This is a genomic window from Nitrospira sp. Nam74 (genome assembly GCF_965152615.1).
Genome location: NZ_OZ224220.1, coordinates 2175026 through 2192641, shown reverse-complemented (window position 1 = coordinate 2192641; position 17616 = coordinate 2175026). Strand labels below are relative to the sequence as shown.

Here is a 17616-nt window from a genome sequence, read left to right as displayed (position 1 = left end):
AAATCGTTGAAGTTTGGTTTACGACGGCGGTAGCTCCAGACAGTTAGTCCGGGTGCACTATCGTGGCCCCCGATACTTTGCAAATCAATGGATCTCCGCAGCAAGGGGTACATCTCTTCGCGTTCCCCTACCCCATCGGAATCGCTTTCCTTGCCAGACAGTCTACGCGGCCGAAACACGGCGGCAACTGACCGAGCCCTTTCTCAAGGGAAAGGGTACTGATGAGCCGGCGGTCAGGCTGCTGGACGTTGTATCGACTTTGAAGGCGGCTCTAATGGTGGCGCCGTTGCTTCTGGCAGGGTGTCTCGCCTAATCCGGCGCCGCTCATTCACGACATCGTAGACCCATAACGCTAAGCCGAGGATGGGTGCGAGGATTAGGAAGATAATGTATACATGTACCAGATTCACCCTGGTAGTGTGCGACCTGATTGAAGGCGCACACAATCAGTGCGGAAGGCAATGAGCAGTAAGTGGGCTCGGAGCGGCTTTGTCCGATAGAGCGGCAGATTTGCAAAGAGGGTACCGGGCGTTCTTACGGTCGAGACAGCTTGGCACCCTGACCCCTCGAGCAGAAATCACGACATTGACGAAAACTCGAGGAGAAGCAGCTCCATCACACAGAAGAATAGCGTCATACGATTTTCGGAAACTCAAAAGAGACTGCTCAGCCAGGATCCCATGATCGCCTGCCGCGGATGAAGTTTCCGGCGCGGCTGATCGCATGTCTGCCGGCCGCGACCTGCTGATGGAACAGATGCCACGCGTGAATCATGTCCGGCCATACCTCAAGTGTCACCGCCACGTCAGCGGCCCCAGCGACATTAGCGAGACGAACTGCGTCGTCGAGGAGCGTCTCTGCCGAGCCGACCTGAATCAGAAGTGGCGCCAAGCCCTTCAGATTGGCATATAGTGGCGCAGCCAGCGCGGAGCGGGGATCGGCGCCATTGAGATACGCCGCAGCCAACTCCTTCAGGTAGGGTTTCTGAATCAACGGGTCGACCTCAGCCTTGCTGGTCATGCTTGCCCCGAGGCATTCCAAATCTACCCACGGGGAGATACACCAACCGCAGGCTGGCTGCGGCAGGCGCCCATCGCGGGCGGAGACCATCAGCGCCACGGTCAGGCCACCGCCGGCGCTGTCGCCTGCCACCGCGATGTGACGTGGGTGGATGCCGCAGGACAGCAGAAAACGATACCCGGTCAGTGCGTCGTCGAGCGCCGCTGGGAACGGATACTCGGGTGCCAGCCGGTATCCCAGCGCCAGCGTGCGAGCTGCGGACACTCGGCCGATCTCCGCGACCAATGCCCGATGACTATCGAGCGAACCAGACACGTAGCCACCCCCATGCAGGAATAGGATCACGCATGCAGGGTCGGCATCCGGAGTCGAAGACCATTCCGCTCTGACGCCGTTTGCGTCGATGGACTCGATACGCACGTCGGTGGCGATCTCATATTGGATTCCTAGAGCATCTAGGCGCTTCCGCCGTTCGCTGAGCTCATTCGGCCGAGGCTTGGCCAGCAGGAACGCACGGATGGCATCGATTTCTTGGTCGGCCATGACCCTCCTCGCACGACGCGATCGTGGGATATACCTGAATCAGATAAACCCTGGTATCGAGCGTCGGAAAGCACGGTGCTTCCGGCAAGCGATCACTGCTCACATATTATAAAGACCGGATAATGCCGAATTCGAGCCGGATGCTGACCGTGTTTGTGAAATTGAGACGTATTCAGTCTTTTTTTGACGTGAAGAAACTTGCATAAAAAGTTCGCCAGGCGTGATGGCAAATGCGGAGCACTACACCGCGGGCTATAGTACCGTTGCCGTTCAGTACATGAGACGTCGGCATGCGGGACTGTGATCGGCTTTTTCTTATCCTATCTGCGTCCCGGTGTATGTCCGCCTGGAAATCAGGTCAAGGCGGCCACCCGGCGTCGGCCAAAGGTGTCGGCAGAAATCCGGAACCTTGCCCCGGATCAGGGTCCACAGGCCACACAACGCCTGATTGCACTAATGCATTTCAAGAATGAAAGAGGCAATGAAGAGGCCAAAGCATCTTACCGCACAGGAAGCAGCGAGATGGTGAACGACACATCTATCCTGGTGTATTGGAGTAGCTGTTGGTCGCTCAGAAACTGGATCCATTCATTCTCAGCATGTCGGGTATGCGCGCGTCATCCTATCTAACCAAGTAGAGTGCCGCCACTACTCCGAAGAATTCAGACGTGTTTCGACCCGTCAGGCTGAACCATGGGCCGACAATGACGCCGAGGCGCTCGTTCCAATTGTATTCAACGCCCGGGGCGACCGCGATGACTTCCTTATAGCCGCCACCGATGGTCACCGGTTGGCCGCTCAGGCCGACACCAGTCGTACCCGAAAAATGCGTCGCGTTGGTCACCTGTAAACCGATATCGAGTGAAAGGGCAACATGGCGCGTGAGGGTATACTCGCCAGCAACGATCACAGTCGTGACTGACCCCGGCTCAACCGTGCCCTGAGTGCCAAACCCGCCGCCGTATGCATTGAATCCTTGGACCTTGACTGGCGAGTAAAAACCATAGGTCACGTTGAGGCGCGTACGTAACACGTGGTCCTCGGTCCACCAGAAGAGTTTTTGCGCGCCGAGGCCTAGGGTGGTGGCAAACGATCCGCCGCCGGTCGCCGCGACGGCCTCGCTCGTTGGACTCAGTTCAGTATAGTGCCCCGTAGGAAAAGTCTCTTGCACCCATAGTCGGACATTGGGGAGCCAAGTATCGAACCGTTCGCGCAGAGCCTGAAAGCCAACTTGAAGGGGAAAATCGCCGAATGCGACAAACGATTTGCCTTCGGCATGATTGCCGACCCATTGCGGCGCGATCTCAACATCGATTCGGCTTGTCAACCCATAGACCAGGAGGGTTTGCTGGATATTGGTGCGCGTCACGGTCGCTGATTGGAGCCGCCAATTGTTGTTATAGAGGCCACCGTATCGCGTAGAGTAGAAGTACGGCATGATCATCAGATTGCCCTGGCTGACCGTACTTCCCCGGGTCGTCAGGAGCGTTCCTGTAAAGGCTGTATGCTCAAGTATCGATCCGCGGTCCTCCGAGCCATCCCCGCGCACGATGTTTGGCAAGGCACAGCAAGCAACAACCACAGTGAGAACAGACAACCCAGCGCGGAGAAGACACTGCGTGTCCGTTTGATCAATTAGCATTCGGTTTCTTAATTGGCTTGTTACGGCGAGCGTGCGATCGGAAGGTGCCAACCTCGACGCATGGCCATAAATCGAAGTCCAAAGCAGAGGATTGCGCCGGCTACAGCCGCCCCGAATGATGGGAGATGCAGCATCCTTCCAATTACTACCACAGCCGCGCCAACGAAGGCCGCGACCGCGTAAAGCTCGGTGCGCAACACGGTGGGGATTTCCCTCACCAGCACATCCCGTACAATGCCGCCGCCGATTCCTGTCAGCATGCCGAGCAACATAGCCGCAGTCGGCCCGGCCTGAAACGCCATGGCCTTACTCGCGCCAGAAACCGCAAAGAGCGCCAGTCCGGCAGCGTCGAACACCAGCACAGGGCTACTCAGTTGGTTGATGATTCCATACCAATAGAACGTAATCAGTCCGGCAAGGATTGAGACAGTGATGTATCGCCAGTCGCTGATGGCCGCGGGGGGAAGCGCCCCAATCATCACGTCGCGGGCGATCCCACCGGAGTTACCCGCGGCGAACGACAAAACGAGAACTCCGAAAAGATCGAGCCTGTGCTTGACCCCGGCCGTCGCGCCGCTGAGCGCGAACACGAAGGTGCCACTAAGATCGAAAGCCACCAGCAGCGTATTCACGAGGATATATCAGCCGACAACCATTGCCCTTTATGTCGGTTAGCCAGCCCTGACCGGCCTCCACGAGCGCCTCCGAGCCTGTGTGCAAAGTTGGTTGGATCGCCACGGAGACGTCAGGACTGAAAAAGGTCAAATGACTGATGCCGGTAGATACGTCCGGCTCTCATGACAAAATCCACCTTTTCGGTGGCGGCGATATCGGTAATGGGGTCGCCCGGCATCGCGACGATATCGGCCTGTTTGCCGAATGCAAGCACGCCAATGTCGTCCCGTTGCAAGAGGCTTGCTGCTACACTGGTTGCAGCTTTCAATGCACGGAGCGGTGCCAGCCCTGCCGCGACCATCGCCTGAAACTCGAGTATTCCGTGACTGAACGGAAACATGCCGCAGTCGGTCCCATAAGCCACAGGTGCCTTGCTCGTCACAATGCGTTTCTGCGCGCGTTCGATCTCAGCTACATCGCGCTGAAACTTCCAGGTTGCCTGCATCGGCAATTGTCCCGTCTTTAGCATGGCGTTGTCTTCACGCGTCATTTGCATGGTCGGAACGAGAAAGGCTTCGCTTTGCTCTGCCATGGCGATGCCTTCATCATCAATCAGGTAGCAGTGTTCCAGACTGCGGACGCCGGCGCGCAATGCCTGCTTGCATCCTCCGCTGCGCCCGTATGCACCGCGACAGGCATCCTAAGCTGACGCGCGGTTTCTCCCAGACACTGCATCTCGTCCTCGAACCACGTCACCGTCGCCGGATCGTCGCCGAAGCTCATGTATCCGCCCGTGTTCATCGTCTTGATCCAGTCGCCGCCGAACGCATGTTCCGCGCGAACCAGCTCACGAATCCTGCCGGGTGAATCCGCGACCTTCGAGAGCTCGAGATGGCCTCGACATGGAAATGCGCCCTGCATGTCGCCGTGCCCGCCGGTTGCGCTGATCATATGTGCGGCAACGATTAGGCGTGGACCGTGAATGAGGCCGTTGTCGATCGCATCGCGCAAGTTAATGGTCGGCCAGTCCGGATCCAGCGTTCCCATATCGCGCAAGGTCGTAAAGCCGTAGCGCATGTATTGTTGCGCAAGATGCAGTCCTCTCAGCGCTTTGGTCGCGGAGCATTCAAGGATCTGCTGTCGGAGATTGAGTCCGTCTAGACAGAGATGGACATGAGTATCAATAAATCCGGGCATGACCGTCCGATCGCCCAGATCAATCACGGTCGCCGAGGCTGAACGAGCGACCGCTTGCGCAATCTCGGCAATGACACCGTTGTCGATCAAGATCTCGGCCGGCCCGGCGAGTGTATCGCTTACCCCATCGAAAAGTCTCTCACATATAAGCACCGTCTTCGACATGAATGACCTCGCGCCACTCGGCCGACACGCGTTGCCTCACCGTATCTCTGCTGGTTACGCGGATGATGACAAGCGGTTGCCTCACATCGCGCCGATCTGCTTCATCAATCCCACTTGGTCGTAGAAGAGTTTCTCCTCGACGATCTCGCCGTCCTTCCAACGTGCAACCGTGCAGAACTCGACCTCGAAGCACTTGTTCGTGGGTGGAATCTCTCTGCCGTCAGGCCCTTTCATTGGCCCCTTCATTGTGCCCGTAAATCTAGCTATGGAGCAGGTCCAATCGCCCTGACCGAAGAGCACCTTGTAAGGGCGGTTGTCGATATGGTTGTCAGGGAATGTCTTGAAAAACTCGATTGATTCCGTCCGATGATTGTCCCGCCCCCTCGTTGGCTTGGGCTGCCCCGGCCAATACACCGCCGTGTCGGCAGTATGGCGCTTGTTGAAGGTCTCCCAGTCTTGGTTATTCCAGGCATCATCCAGAGTCTGCATCAACTCCATATTTTTTTCACCGCTCATATTGTTCACCTACTATGTTGAATGTTTATTCCTCAGCGTTTGCCCACGGTCTAATGCTGCGCAACCTACGCCCTATCTAAAAAGGCCCCTCAATCGCGACATCTTCTACGCGGGTAGCCACGCTCTTGTCGCGACGACCAGCGCCTCAACCCCAGTTCGCAACGTGGGATGGATGACCGGCGCAAACTTCGGGCTGTGGTTGACCGGAAGCTCGTTCAGTCGATTGGCCTCTTTGGCCTTCGCATAGATATTTGGGTCCGTGCCGCCGACGAACCAAAATACTGATGGGGAGTGCCACTCGGATCCGAACGATCCGAAATCTTCACTCGCCGGCGCCGGCCCCGTTTCACGAACCCGCTCTGCGCCGAAATGCCCCCGGAAAGCGTCGACCACCCGCTTGCTTGCGTCCCGGTCATTCACATTCAGCGGATAATGATCCAACGTCGTGATTTCAGGTTTGCGCGGAGCTCCCGAGGCTGCAGCCTCGGCGTTGACAATCCGTTCAATCGCACCCAGCACGCGTGTCCGAACGCCCGCATCAAACGTCCGCACGTTGAGTTTAATGATGGCTTCGTCGGGAATGACATTCTCTTTCGTGCCGACCTGCAGCGCACCCACGGTCACAACGGCAGCCTCGGCGGCGGCCACCTCACGCGAGACAACAGTTTGAAGCCGCATCACGGTTGCGGCCGCCATGACGACGGGATCGATGCTGGCCTGCGGCATCGATCCATGCGCGCCGCGACCGAACAAACGAATCTGCAAGCTATCCGCCGCGGAGGTGATCGCACCCGCGCGTCCGGCAACGGTGCCCGATGGCCCCACCATGACGTGCTGGCCGAGTACCACGTCCGGCTTGGGAAAGCGCTTGAAAAGACCGTCGTCGATCATAGCCTGTGCACCTTCCGCTGTCTCTTCTCCGGGCTGGAAGACCGCCATCAACGTGCCGCGCCATGTCGAGCGTGACTCGGCCAATAATTGTGTCGCACCCGCAAGCCAAGTCACATGCATGTCGTGGCCACACATATGCGCGACCGGCACGGTCTTGCCTTCTCGATCGGCCGTCGCCTTGCTGGCATACGGCAGGCCTGTCGCCTCTTCGACAGGCAGCGCATCCATATCGGCTCGCAGCATGACCGTCGGCCCATTGCCGTTGCGGAGCACGCCCACGACACCGGTTTTGCCAACCCCCGTTGTTACTTCATAGCCGGCGGCACGAAGACGGTCCGCCGCGATGCCAGCCGTCCGTGTTTCCTGCATCGACAGTTCGGGATGAGCATGCAAGTCTTTGTAGACGGACTCCAAGCCAGGAAGCCAATTGCCGAGATTTGCGAGTGCAGTGGCGGAAGTTATCGCGTCCATATGTCGAAATCCTTTCAACTGATGGATTTACGACCATTCGATCCAGGTAACGCCAGGGGTTTTCCACTCTGAAACGTACGACGACAACGGATACAGCCTGTTCATTCCAAGTTAGCGCTTCTTGCATTAACCCCAACTTGCACAGCGCTCCACAGCCTCTCGTGCGAGGCATCCGTAGGATTGAGTCTCTTTCAACGCTACTTGCGTTTGGACTCATGTCATTCATCGTTCAAGTTTGCCCCCAATTCGGAGGACACTTCGGTTCTGTGGGTATATCATCGAACTATTAACCATGCAGTTGCATCAGCCGAAGACGGAAAGTTATGTCCAACTCCATTCGACGTTGGATGCCATCGAAGCGGCAAGAGTTTGCTTGTTTCCTTCAGAAGCTGGTCGAGACAATTCCAAATATTCCCAGAGGTTTATCAAGCAGCACCTGACCTGAGAAACGCATGGTTTCATTAATCGCGTCGCGTTATGCCAGCTTTTGAGTTTTGGAAAAACACCTATCACTATTCGCTACTGACGGCCTTGGCGCCATCTGTTTCATACCAGTAAATGTCACGTCGACATAAAAGAAGAGAACCTATCTCGCACTGGCAGAAACGTGGCTGCAAGCCAAAGATCCGGTCTTTACGGAGTTGGAGAGCCGATTAGCCACTGGGTCCCAAGTGGAGAGGTGCGCTCCAGCGCCGGTGCGGAGAGCAGGGTCAAGTGAAGTTCATCGCTTGCTACAAATTGGTGATTGAGGCGGGTCGAGCAATTATTGTTTATCATTCAATTGCTGCTGTTCTTCGCTCTGCGTGAACGCAACATTAGCTCGGTGCCAGAACCAGTGTTGTTGCGTGAACGGGCTTGGTCGCATTACGTTGACTAGAGCTCAGGGCCAGCCGTTCACTCGTTGCTAGAGAGATGGCAGAAGAATCGCGGGTTACGTGGAGAATCTTTTCCTGCAGGGATGTGTTGCCACACCAAGTGGTACCCGACATGATCTGCTCGCTAACGGCCATACTTAGCGGCCAGACCTCTCACCTTTATTGTCCGATTGGAGCCTCATTCCCGGCCAAATCTTGTGGCATCGATCGACTCCGCTCCTCTCCCAATGACCTCGATCATGTATTCCTCACTGCCACATCGAAACCGGCAACATCGACGTTCGAATCGCCGACCTCTTGGCCACCAGACCTCTCTCGCTGATTCTTCAGGGCCGCCGATCTTCAATCGCTCAGCCGCACGGTTTCGATACAGTAGTTCTCCGCTCGACCTCCACAGGTTGATAGCATCACTGGTGGTATCTAAAAGAAAGGCGATGGGATCGTGCCGAAAGAATGCGGTCCACGCGAGAGGCCCCATGCCCCGACGGGCTAAAAGGGCAAAGGCCGCAACTAACGCCGCTGCGCCGATCTCGCCGACAGTCTCCCCCAATTCTTCATTGCCAGCAGGCGAACGCCCGGGTGTCGGCAGCCGCTCGATCGTTTCTGTATCCTCAACTCGCCTCTGTACTGTGCCCATGAGCATCCTCGGAACAAACCCAAGCAGCGGAGTTCTTTATTGCTTGAACAACCTAACGGAGAAATGACAGGTCATCTATCAGGCACCCGGTAACCGTCTGTAGACCTACTCGACTGGCAGTCGCTGGGGCTGTGGACTACATCGACGGACTTCCGCGATTTTTCTTTTTGTGGAGTACCATGGTTTTGCCGCGCGAACTAGGTCCGCTGATGACGGCCGAGCAAAGATACCTGGATGCAGAACGTTGCCTGAATTGAAACGCAAGGCGACTCACACCGACCTGGCGATCCGCGAGCAGGATGGTGCCCTTGTGTGAGGTAAAGCGACGCGCTTCTTCAAGATCAAATCCTAGGTCGACGTCGCGGGATGATTCCGGATACTTGTAGGCTTCTTGGACTTTCTCAGCCGCCTTCAGGTACCCCTCCTCGTTCACACGTGCGTCCGGCAAGCGCCAGCCGGATCGATACGGCTCGAGGATATCCTCATCGCTCGGCATGCCCGCCTGCGGGTCCTGGCCGATCGCACCCGATCCAATCCGGACGTACGCCCACACAAAGATGGCGGCAAGCAAGAGGCGGTCCGTAAGGCTTAGGGCCGGTTCATACGGTTGCCTCGCCACCTCTTGGGCGTCATCGTATCTTTGATTCGTCAGCCCTCCAGCCGCGCATCCATCGTGATGTTGGTATTGAGCAATCGCGAGATCGGGCAGCCGGTCTTCGCTGCGTTGGCCGCCTTCTCCCAGGCTGCCGTATCGGCTTTCGGGACCTTGCCCTTTACATCCAGATGAATCTGCGTGACTGTCCAGCCGGCATCGACCTTCTCAAAGGTGATCGTCGCGGCGGTCTCCAGCTTCTCCGGCACCAATCCGGCCTCGCCCAATTGCGCAGAGAGGGCCATCGTAAAGCACCCCGCATGCGCCGCCGCAACCAATTCTTCCGGATTCGTGCCCTTGCCGCTCTCGAATCGTGTCGTGAACGAGTACTGCGTCTGCGACAGCACGCCGCTTTCCGTGGATACGGCGCCTTTCCCGGTCTTCAGATCACCCTGCCAAACTGCCGAAGCCTTGCGTTTCATAGTTCCTCCATATCATGTTGAACGGTGTCAAGATCGCGACCTGCTGAGATACCCCATTCTTTCACTTGATTGTTGCAACCGCTCACCGGCGTGGCAGATCAATCGACTGGACGAACCTCCTTGTGCGCCTGCGCGGTTAAGCATCGCGGCCGGAGCGGGGTGCCTGCTGGAACTCAATGTCGCTGGGGCAACCCGGGCTCCATTGTCCCGAACAAGCGGCACGTCCACTCAATGTTCCGAAATGAACCAGACTTGCAATTCATTCGTCCTGATTAGGTCGCTCACGAGCCGGTCATTCGTGCCCTCATCACCCCCTTCAGCGGCCTGGCGGGCCATCGGTTCACCAGGCATTGTTCCACCGGCGCATTTTCTGAACCAGCATCATAGCTCGGCGACACCCACAACGCCTCAGGATGTCGACTCGGCCACACTCAGTTTGCGTTGCATCGGCTAATCCCCCATACGCGGCCCAGGTCAACATCTGAGAGCCCGTTCGAAAATGCCACCACCTGGTCCGGTTGCCGAATCCCACCAGGATGGCAGCCACGGCAGAATTGACGGCAAGCAGAAGTGCCGAACGGCCAACCCGCGTCGTGATCGCAGGCATCACGCTCCTCCTCATGCGTCGTGTTCTATGTCAGCGTCACGAAACCATCGGCGCCTACAGCCACGAGAGACGCGCCGTGCTGGAGAAACTTTCGCCCATCCATGTTCTCATTCTCTTCATTCATAGAGAGGCTCCTTTCTCGGGACTCTTTAACCCCGATCCTTTCGGCTCGAAGTCTGTTGCTCTGTTTCGGCTATTTCACGTGAGCCGCGTCGAACAATATCCCATTAGATTTTATCGAAGCCCCCGCCAGCCGCAACGCAACCGCCGGCAACCCGAAACGATTCGATCGTCCCATGGTCCTCAATGGGAGGGACACCGGGGCCGTTTGTCTTGAGGCCGCCGTTAATATCTATTTCACGCGCGGAACCACCGGGTTTGATGCTCAGTGCAACAGCGGAAAGAGTCATCACAACCCCTTTGACCAACGATTGACCGGTGCCGCCGAAGGTCTCGATGCCGCGACGCACCACGATCCGGCCGACCGGTTGGCTGATTTGGATGCCTACTGCGCCGTCCGCGTGGGTGGTCACGCGATCGAACTCGACAAAGTTTACTGTTCCGGTATAGACGTTGAAGCCACGAGCGCCCACACCAAAGGTTTCGATCGGGGCGCGGACCCTCAGCTCATTGACGGTTCCGAAGTTGACGAACCCGATGCCGCTCGGACCGTATGACGTGATCTTCTCTTCGGCGATCCAACGATCGACGACACCCCAATTGTCCAGCGCCATGTCGTTTGCGCCATAGGTCACGACCGGGCCGCGATTCCGAACCGTGTCGACATGAGCGCCATAGACCGTGAAGACTCCCCCGGTGATTTGGTCCGGCGTTCCGGGAACGAGTTTGCCGTCGCTGGAAACCGCATTGGTCTCCAGGCGCCGCACGACAAGGCGGCCGCCCTTGTCACCAGCACCGCTCACGAGCACGCCGCTGCCCAGAACGGGTGCACCGTTTCGACCGACCGATAGGCCCACCAAGTCCGCACTGACGACAACGCCATCCTGAGCCTGCATGTTCCAGAGGGTGAACGCGCCTTGGACGACAGAGACGCCGTAGCCGTGAGGCCGTTCGCGCTCGCTGCGCGCATTAGCTGCCATGATAACGAGCCCGTTCACCTCAAGATGGCCCCCGCGCACGTTGTCGCGCGCGAGAATCTGAACCCGACCGGTCGTCGTGACCTCGCAAAGTTCGATCCGTCCAAGACTATCCACGCTAGTGTCGTTGAAGATCGCGCGCTTCTCGGAAGATGCGAGAAGGCGAACGTTTTGAATCCGATTATCGGACGAACTCTGAAGACCGTCGGTCCCACTGGCGAAGGTAATCCCGCTGTGACCGCCTTCACCTTGGAGAGACTGGCCAGGAGAAAGACGAACAGACGGCGCGTCGGTTAAGTCGCCGCGGATGATGATCCGTCGGACACTCGCATCCTGCGTTGCGGCAATCAGTTCAGTAGCGGTGGAGACTGTTTTCCCCGAATTGTTCATACGGTGATCTCCCACTGCATCAGCATCAGTCCGCTTAATAGCGGACCCGAGTGCCAAACCGCACCAGCATCCACATGCGCGTTCTACGAACTGCTATATTTTCTCCTCCTGTGTCGTCCATTCTGCTTGTATTTGATCCTGCGTCCTGTTCTATGGGCTACCGCACATCGGGCCGTGGGTCCGGAATAAAGCCGTTCCGATTCGGCATTGACACTTTCGGCAGCGTCTGCGCATTGATCACCGCATCCTCTTCGATGACCTGATTCTGGAATAAGAGCCAAGCGATGACGGAGTAAGTCTCATCCGGGGTCAGCGACTGCGGCGCGTTAAACGGCATCGCGCGGTTTATATAGTCGTACAGCGTCGTCGCGTAGGGCCAGTAACTGCCGATGGTCCTGATCGGCTTGGAAGTCGTCAGTGTATTGTGGCCCCCGACCAGTTTGTCTTTCGGCCCTTCAATCCCGGTGGGCCCATGGCAGGCGGCGCATTTATGCGCATAGACCTGTCCTCCCTGCTTCACCGTTCCTTGTCCCGGAGGCAGCCCTTCACCGGCCGGTGACACATCGATGTTCCATGCACGGATGTCAGCCTCTGTCGCAACCCGGCCCACTCCATAATCGCTTTCTTCTGCAGACGAGGCTGCCCACACACTGCCCAGCGCTAGAGCGGCTGCGCCAATGAGTGCCATCACATATTTATGCGTATATGTTGCGCACCCGTCCATCTCGTTCAACCCTCCAGCTTTGAATGGCATTGTAGTGATAGACCGAACTGGTACCGCGCACCTTCACAAGATCCTGACGTGTCGGTTGAAGATACCCCGTCTCATCGAGGCACCGGCTTTGCAAAATGGCCTCTTGTCCATTCCACCGCCAAGGGAACTGAAAGCGGGTATGGCATTTGGGAAGCACCGGATCCTGAAGGTGAGCGCCTTGCCATGTGCGTCCTCCATCTACGCTCACTTCCACTTTTGTCACCCGTCCGCGGCCGCTCCATGCTAATCCGCTGATCTCCTGAAACCCGGGCTGAATACGCTGTTGGCCGGACGGATAGGTGATCACCGACTTGGCTTCCATGACGAGCGTAAATTGATAGGCCTTTCCATCCGGCAGGAGGTCTGTATATTTGGCAGTTTCCCAGCGGGTCATAAAAGGGGCCGATCCGAGCTTGAGCCGCCGAAGCCATTTCACGTTGATATTGCCTTCGAAGCCGGGCAAGAAAAGCCGCAGAGGATAGCCCTGTTCAGGGCGTAACGCCTCCCCGTTTTGTCCATAACAAATCATGGCCTCGTTCAAGACTTCTTCCGTAAGTGGAACACTGCGGTCCAATCCGGCCGCATCACCGCCTTCCGCCAACATCCATGTCGCCTCACGTCGAGCACCGACAGCCTCCAACACCGTTGAGAGTTTAACTCCGGTCCACTCGCTCGTACTGGTCAATCCGTGGATATCCTGAACCGTCAAGTCCTGCGCCTCACGCCAACCGTCCCACGTATTACCCGAACATTCCAGAAATGCGATCCGCGAGATGGAGGGCAACCGTTCCAAATCCTTCATGGTAAAGATGAGGGGCCGCTCGACCAACCCATGAACCAGCAGGCGATGGCGCGCCGGATCAATGGCCGGAACGCCGTTATGGTGTCGCTCAAAGTGGAGCGAGGACGGGGTGATGATGCCGTGTAGTTCATGAAGCGGCGTGAGCGAGTTGAAGTTATTCGGGGCATTGACGCCCCAGCCATGAGGCGCCCCTGGTCCGGCTCCGCCCAATCTGGTCTGCTTTTCAAACGGCGATCTTTCCCCATACGGACGAGGCAACGTTCCCGGTACGCGCATCGGGTCCCTGGCTGTTTCGGACTCTTCCGCATGCACACGGGGCAGGACAAGACCGGCGGCTCCTACAGCCAGGACAGAGGCGCTGCGTCGTAAAAACTTTCGTCGGTCCATATTCCGCATATCCTCCTTCATATGAAGCCTCCTTGGACGAGACCTTCGCAGTGAGAACTTGAGATGGTAACGAGCCCGATACCTGCGTCGCTCAGATTCTCATGTCGCGACGAAGGTTCTTTCGAAGAACTCCGATAACGTCTATTCGATCTCTTCTTCGGTGTTCATCACAGGAGACCAACAGAAAGCGAACTGACAGGCTTTCGGTCTTCACCATCACGGCGTCGCCGTCACCGGCTCGAAGAGGCGCACTCCTCCGAGTTCTCGCGCACGAGAATTCTCAACGCTTGTTCTCATAATTCAATACCCAATCCCAGTCCTATGCGGGCTCGCAGAAGGTCATGACGGGTGACCGAATATGCGACCTTGCCTTGCTTGATGACCGGCAGCACCAGCAAATGCTTTTCTTTCATGATGCCGATGGCACTGCTAATAGTCGTCGATTCATCAGCGACAAAATGATCCTTGTTCATAATTTGGTCGGCGGTCACCTGGCTCAAATTCTGACCTGTTTCAATCGCGGTCAACAGATCAAACTCACTAACGAATCCCATGAACCGACCTGCGTCATCCACAATGGGCGCCCCGGAGGTATGGGATGAGAGCAGTTCGACGGCTATGGCCAATGCACTTTGCTTCGCATGGAAACGTAACGAATGCGTTCCATCGATTTGCCCGATCTTCGTAAACCCAGCGGGTGGTACGCCCTGTATTGCCATGTTCGTCTCCTTTGCAACATCGAGCAGCCACGGCTGCCCCATCGACAACGTGTGCATTGCGTGGGGATAGTCCAAGTAGTATTGGTCGAGAATCTCGGGTGATGACTTATAGTGGCACCTCCTGGTCACTGGGACAGTGCGATGATCTCGACCCAGTTCGGACCCTTGCCGACGTCCATGTGCGACAGTTTCCGCAACACGCCGGTTTTTTGATGGATCGCGTAGATGGTCAAGCCATGGGATTTTTCACCGACGGCGAGAAGGTATTTCCCTCCGGGATCAATATTGAACCCGCGCGGCTGCATCTCGGTCGCATAGTTGCCGATCAGCGTCAGTTTGCCGCTGTCGCCGTTGACTCGACATGCCGCGATCGTGTTCGAGCTGCGCTCAGACGCATACAGGAACCTCCCGTCCGGAGTCAGGTGAATGTCGGCGGTCCACGGCTTAGCGGTGAACCCGGCCGGCATGATGGACATCGACCCGTGCGGTGTCAGCGTGCCCGACTCGTGGAAGGCATACATGGCGACGGTGCCGTCGAGTTCGTTGGTGCAGAAGACGAAACGACCATCCGGGTGAAACGCGACATGGCGTGGGCCGGCGCCCTTCTTGGTGGCGACAGCCGGCGGGCTGTTAGGCGCTATCCCGCCGCCGACCTCGTTGAAGCGGTATTGCATGATGAGATCGTCCCCCAAATTGGGGACGAGTAGAAACCTATTGGATGAATCAATCACAATACAATGCGGGTGTTTGCCGGTCGAGATGACCTGCAGCGGCTTCGCATTGACCTCGCCTTGAGCGCCGATAGAGTTGACGGAAATTTTGTGACCGGAATAGGACGCGCCGAACAGATATCGGCCACTGCGGTCTGTCGAGAGATACGTCATATTATCGGCCAGGGGAACGGTTTGCATCGGCCGTAGCCTCCCGGTGTCCGGATCAATGGCCCAAGTACTCACGGAATACGGCTCCGACCGCAGCGACGCATACAGATGCTTGCGGGCGGGATCTATCGCCAGCGGCATGACGTTCCCGGCAACCGCCACTGTCTCGATGATTTTCACATTGCCGTGCTCGTCCAGTCCGAGGACAGAGATTTCACGGCTGTCGGCGTTCGAGATATATGCGATCGTGCGCACATTCCTCATACACGTTTACTTCCCGTCGACCGTCCGGCGTCTCTATCAGGCTTCGGCCCAGCGCGAACGCAGAAAATGCGCAGCCATCTTCGGCCGCCGGTTGCGGGTAAACACGCCCTTGAAGTTCATTCCGGCAGCGCGGCCGATACTCTGACGTGTTTTGAAATCGGCGAAGGCCCAGACATGCAGCCCGGCCATGAATGGCCGCTGCGCCGCAACGTCGAGATAAAGGCGCAGAAGCTCAACCTGATATTCCTCCGTCCACATCTCAGACGGCGTGCTATGCGTTCCGGGGATGGCGTCGGCGCCGAACTCGGTCATGATGATCGGTTTGCCGAACGACCGGTGCAGGTCGTCGAGTTCGCGCGCCAGCGTCTGCGCCGCCTCGTCGAGTCGGCCGGCCTGAGAGTACCACCCATAATAGCGATTGATACAGACCACATCGAAGGGACCAAGCCATTCCTTCGGACCACCCTGTACACCGGCGAGCGTGACGGGGCGGGTCTTATCCAGGCGACTCGCCTCTGTGTACAGTTGCCCGAAGAAGCGCATACCCGCCTCAACGGCCCTTGGTTCGGATGCATTCTCACCGAGGATGGGTCCTGCCGTCGGCTCGTTCGCCACGCTCCACATGATCGTGCTCGGGTGGTTCTTGTCACGCGCGATCAATTCGCGGAGTTGCTGCCGGCACTGCGCTAGACGCTCCGCGGTCGGAACCTCGATACCTTCGAAGTTCAGGCCGACCGCGGGGATTTCATTAATCACTAACACGCCGAGGCGGTCGGCAAGCTGCATCGCCTCTTCGGCGTAGGGGTAGTGCGATGTGCGATAGGAGTTCGCACCCAAACCCCTGAGCAGCTCATAATCCCGAATCCATACCGGCAGGTTCAGACCGCGACCGCTGAGGGGAAAGTCTTCGTGCTTACCGAACCCCTTGAGCGTGAGCGGCTGTCCATTGAGCAGCAACCGGTCTCCGTTCACCGCGATGGTACGGATGCCGATGTCGAGCGTATACGCATCGGTGACGCGCTGCCCTTCGGTCAGTGTGATCGTGAACGGATAAAGGTAGGGATCGCGAGGGCTCCAGAACCGAGCCGAGGGGATTCGCACGGTGGCTTGGGCTGAGCCTCCGCGGAAGGTGATGTCGGCCTCGATGTCGCGCAACTGAATTTTTCCTCTGCCGGCATATTCGCCGAAACTCTGCACCGTGACGGTCATGATGCCGTCGGCGCCGTCGGTCGTCGTGACTACCGTGACGTCTTCGATGTGCGCGGCCGCCGGGACGGAATAGAGCACGACCGGCCGGTGCAAGCCCGCATAGGGGAAGAAATCATATGTTGTCGCGGGAAACCCGCTGAACATCCCATCCAGCCTGCCGGCGGGAATTCCAGGCGGTACGCGCTCGGGGAGTTGCGTGTTCTCGACGTTGATGGCAATGACGGTCTTCCGATCGCACATGAGGTGACTGGTGATGTCGGCGACGAACGGAAGATGTCCGCCGAGGTGCTCGACCGCGAGAGTGCCGTTGACCCATACCTTGGCCGCATAGTTCGCCGAGCCGATGCGCAAAAAGACGCGCTGCCCGAACCAGCCCGATGGAATCCACAGTTCTTGTCGATACCAGGCGAGGCCCAGATAATCCCGTGCATCATCAAACAGGTCGTTCCAACTGCAGGGCACGGCAATGGCACGCGGTGCGGGCAACGTGTTAAACCAGGCTTGCGCTTCGCCCTCTTCCTTTGGGTCAAGTTGAAACTGCCAGAGCCCGGAGAGATCCAGAACGTTGCGCGCCTGGTTCTGCTGTGGGTACAGTAAACCACCGGCTGCAACCCCGTTCGTCGGCTGAGGAGAGGAGACACCGGCCCCCTCTTGTGCGGCGGCATATTGCTCGTCAAGGCTCGGGCCGAAGACCGCCTTCATCCGACCGACGACATCGAGCGGCAGGACTATGGCGCCGGTTCCTGCAGCGAGGACAGAGGCGCTTCTCTGCAAAAACTTTCGACGGTTGATGTTCTGTCCGCCTTCTTTCATACGAAAGAAATGCCTCGATCTATCGGAACGATCGGCCTCCGCACGAA

The 17616-nt window shown here is 57.6% G+C and carries 15 protein-coding genes and 1 pseudogene; all 16 read right to left on the bottom strand.

Going from position 1 to position 17616, the window contains the following annotated elements:
* Nucleotides 1-666 precede the first annotated feature (666 nt).
* Nucleotides 667-1563, bottom strand: a complete 897-nt coding sequence (locus ACWHYZ_RS10390) for an alpha/beta hydrolase (RefSeq protein ID WP_447987181.1) — start codon at nt 1561-1563, stop codon at nt 667-669.
* 622 nt (nt 1564-2185) lie between these two features.
* On the bottom strand, nt 2186-3205 hold the full coding sequence (locus tag ACWHYZ_RS10385) for a hypothetical protein (RefSeq protein WP_447987180.1): 1020 nt from the start codon (nt 3203-3205) through the stop codon (nt 2186-2188).
* Nucleotides 3206-3225: 20 nt separating this feature from the next.
* Nucleotides 3226-3837 carry a trimeric intracellular cation channel family protein gene (locus ACWHYZ_RS10380; RefSeq protein WP_447987179.1) on the bottom strand — a complete coding sequence of 204 codons (612 nt, stop codon included), beginning with the start codon at nt 3835-3837 and terminating at the stop codon, nt 3226-3228.
* A 113-nt stretch (nt 3838-3950) separates the two neighbouring features.
* Nucleotides 3951-5017 (bottom strand): annotated as a pseudogene (locus ACWHYZ_RS10375) (metal-dependent hydrolase family protein).
* Nucleotides 5018-5263: 246 nt separating this feature from the next.
* Nucleotides 5264-5698, bottom strand: coding sequence for an ester cyclase (locus ACWHYZ_RS10370; protein WP_447987178.1), 435 nt, complete (start codon nt 5696-5698; stop codon nt 5264-5266).
* Between the two features lie 105 nt (nt 5699-5803).
* Nucleotides 5804-7060 (bottom strand): amidohydrolase, encoded by a 1257-nt coding sequence (locus tag ACWHYZ_RS10365; protein ID WP_447987177.1) that lies wholly within the window; start codon nt 7058-7060, stop codon nt 5804-5806.
* 1053 nt (nt 7061-8113) lie between these two features.
* Nucleotides 8114-8572 carry a hypothetical protein gene (locus ACWHYZ_RS10360; RefSeq protein WP_447987176.1) on the bottom strand — a complete coding sequence of 153 codons (459 nt, stop codon included), beginning with the start codon at nt 8570-8572 and terminating at the stop codon, nt 8114-8116.
* A gap of 136 nt (nt 8573-8708) precedes the next feature.
* Nucleotides 8709-9191, bottom strand: coding sequence for a hypothetical protein (locus tag ACWHYZ_RS10355; protein WP_447987175.1), 483 nt, complete (start codon nt 9189-9191; stop codon nt 8709-8711).
* Between the two features lie 29 nt (nt 9192-9220).
* On the bottom strand, nt 9221-9646 hold the full coding sequence (locus ACWHYZ_RS10350) for an OsmC family protein (RefSeq protein ID WP_447987174.1): 426 nt from the start codon (nt 9644-9646) through the stop codon (nt 9221-9223).
* 340 nt (nt 9647-9986) lie between these two features.
* Nucleotides 9987-10253 (bottom strand): hypothetical protein, encoded by a 267-nt coding sequence (locus ACWHYZ_RS10345; RefSeq protein WP_447987173.1) that lies wholly within the window; start codon nt 10251-10253, stop codon nt 9987-9989.
* Between the two features lie 227 nt (nt 10254-10480).
* Nucleotides 10481-11740 carry a hypothetical protein gene (locus ACWHYZ_RS10340; protein ID WP_447987172.1) on the bottom strand — a complete coding sequence of 420 codons (1260 nt, stop codon included), beginning with the start codon at nt 11738-11740 and terminating at the stop codon, nt 10481-10483.
* Between the two features lie 157 nt (nt 11741-11897).
* Nucleotides 11898-12428, bottom strand: a complete 531-nt coding sequence (locus tag ACWHYZ_RS10335) for a c-type cytochrome (protein WP_447987560.1) — start codon at nt 12426-12428, stop codon at nt 11898-11900.
* A gap of 7 nt (nt 12429-12435) precedes the next feature.
* Nucleotides 12436-13704 carry a sulfite dehydrogenase gene (soxC, locus tag ACWHYZ_RS10330; RefSeq protein WP_447987171.1) on the bottom strand — a complete coding sequence of 423 codons (1269 nt, stop codon included), beginning with the start codon at nt 13702-13704 and terminating at the stop codon, nt 12436-12438.
* 272 nt (nt 13705-13976) lie between these two features.
* Nucleotides 13977-14402: a CBS domain-containing protein gene (locus tag ACWHYZ_RS10325; RefSeq protein WP_447987170.1), complete on the bottom strand. Its 426-nt coding sequence runs from the start codon at nt 14400-14402 to the stop codon at nt 13977-13979.
* Between the two features lie 125 nt (nt 14403-14527).
* Complete coding sequence (locus ACWHYZ_RS10320; protein ID WP_447987169.1) at nt 14528-15547, bottom strand: lactonase family protein; 1020 nt, start codon at nt 15545-15547, stop codon at nt 14528-14530.
* 36 nt (nt 15548-15583) lie between these two features.
* Nucleotides 15584-17569 carry a beta-glucuronidase gene (uidA, locus tag ACWHYZ_RS10315; protein WP_447987168.1) on the bottom strand — a complete coding sequence of 662 codons (1986 nt, stop codon included), beginning with the start codon at nt 17567-17569 and terminating at the stop codon, nt 15584-15586.
* Nucleotides 17570-17616: the final 47 nt, after the last annotated feature.

Excerpts from the sequence above, each read along its gene's own strand:
- ACWHYZ_RS10390 (WP_447987181.1), bottom strand. The coding sequence starts at position 1,563 with ATGGCCGACCAAGAAATCGATGCCATCCGTGCGTTCCTGCTGGCCAAG.
- ACWHYZ_RS10385 (WP_447987180.1), bottom strand. The coding sequence starts at position 3,205 with ATGCTAATTGATCAAACGGACACGCAGTGTCTTCTCCGCGCTGGGTTG.
- ACWHYZ_RS10370 (WP_447987178.1), bottom strand. The coding sequence starts at position 5,698 with ATGAGCGGTGAAAAAAATATGGAGTTGATGCAGACTCTGGATGATGCC.
- ACWHYZ_RS10365 (WP_447987177.1), bottom strand. The coding sequence starts at position 7,060 with ATGGACGCGATAACTTCCGCCACTGCACTCGCAAATCTCGGCAATTGG.
- ACWHYZ_RS10360 (WP_447987176.1), bottom strand. The coding sequence starts at position 8,572 with ATGGGCACAGTACAGAGGCGAGTTGAGGATACAGAAACGATCGAGCGG.
- ACWHYZ_RS10350 (WP_447987174.1), bottom strand. The coding sequence starts at position 9,646 with ATGAAACGCAAGGCTTCGGCAGTTTGGCAGGGTGATCTGAAGACCGGG.
- ACWHYZ_RS10345 (WP_447987173.1), bottom strand. The coding sequence starts at position 10,253 with ATGCCTGCGATCACGACGCGGGTTGGCCGTTCGGCACTTCTGCTTGCC.
- ACWHYZ_RS10340 (WP_447987172.1), bottom strand. The coding sequence starts at position 11,740 with ATGAACAATTCGGGGAAAACAGTCTCCACCGCTACTGAACTGATTGCC.
- ACWHYZ_RS10335 (WP_447987560.1), bottom strand. The coding sequence starts at position 12,428 with ATGGCACTCATTGGCGCAGCCGCTCTAGCGCTGGGCAGTGTGTGGGCA.
- soxC (WP_447987171.1), bottom strand. The coding sequence starts at position 13,704 with ATGAAGGAGGATATGCGGAATATGGACCGACGAAAGTTTTTACGACGC.
- ACWHYZ_RS10325 (WP_447987170.1), bottom strand. The coding sequence starts at position 14,402 with ATGGCAATACAGGGCGTACCACCCGCTGGGTTTACGAAGATCGGGCAA.
- ACWHYZ_RS10320 (WP_447987169.1), bottom strand. The coding sequence starts at position 15,547 with ATGAGGAATGTGCGCACGATCGCATATATCTCGAACGCCGACAGCCGT.
- uidA (WP_447987168.1), bottom strand. The coding sequence starts at position 17,569 with ATGAAAGAAGGCGGACAGAACATCAACCGTCGAAAGTTTTTGCAGAGA.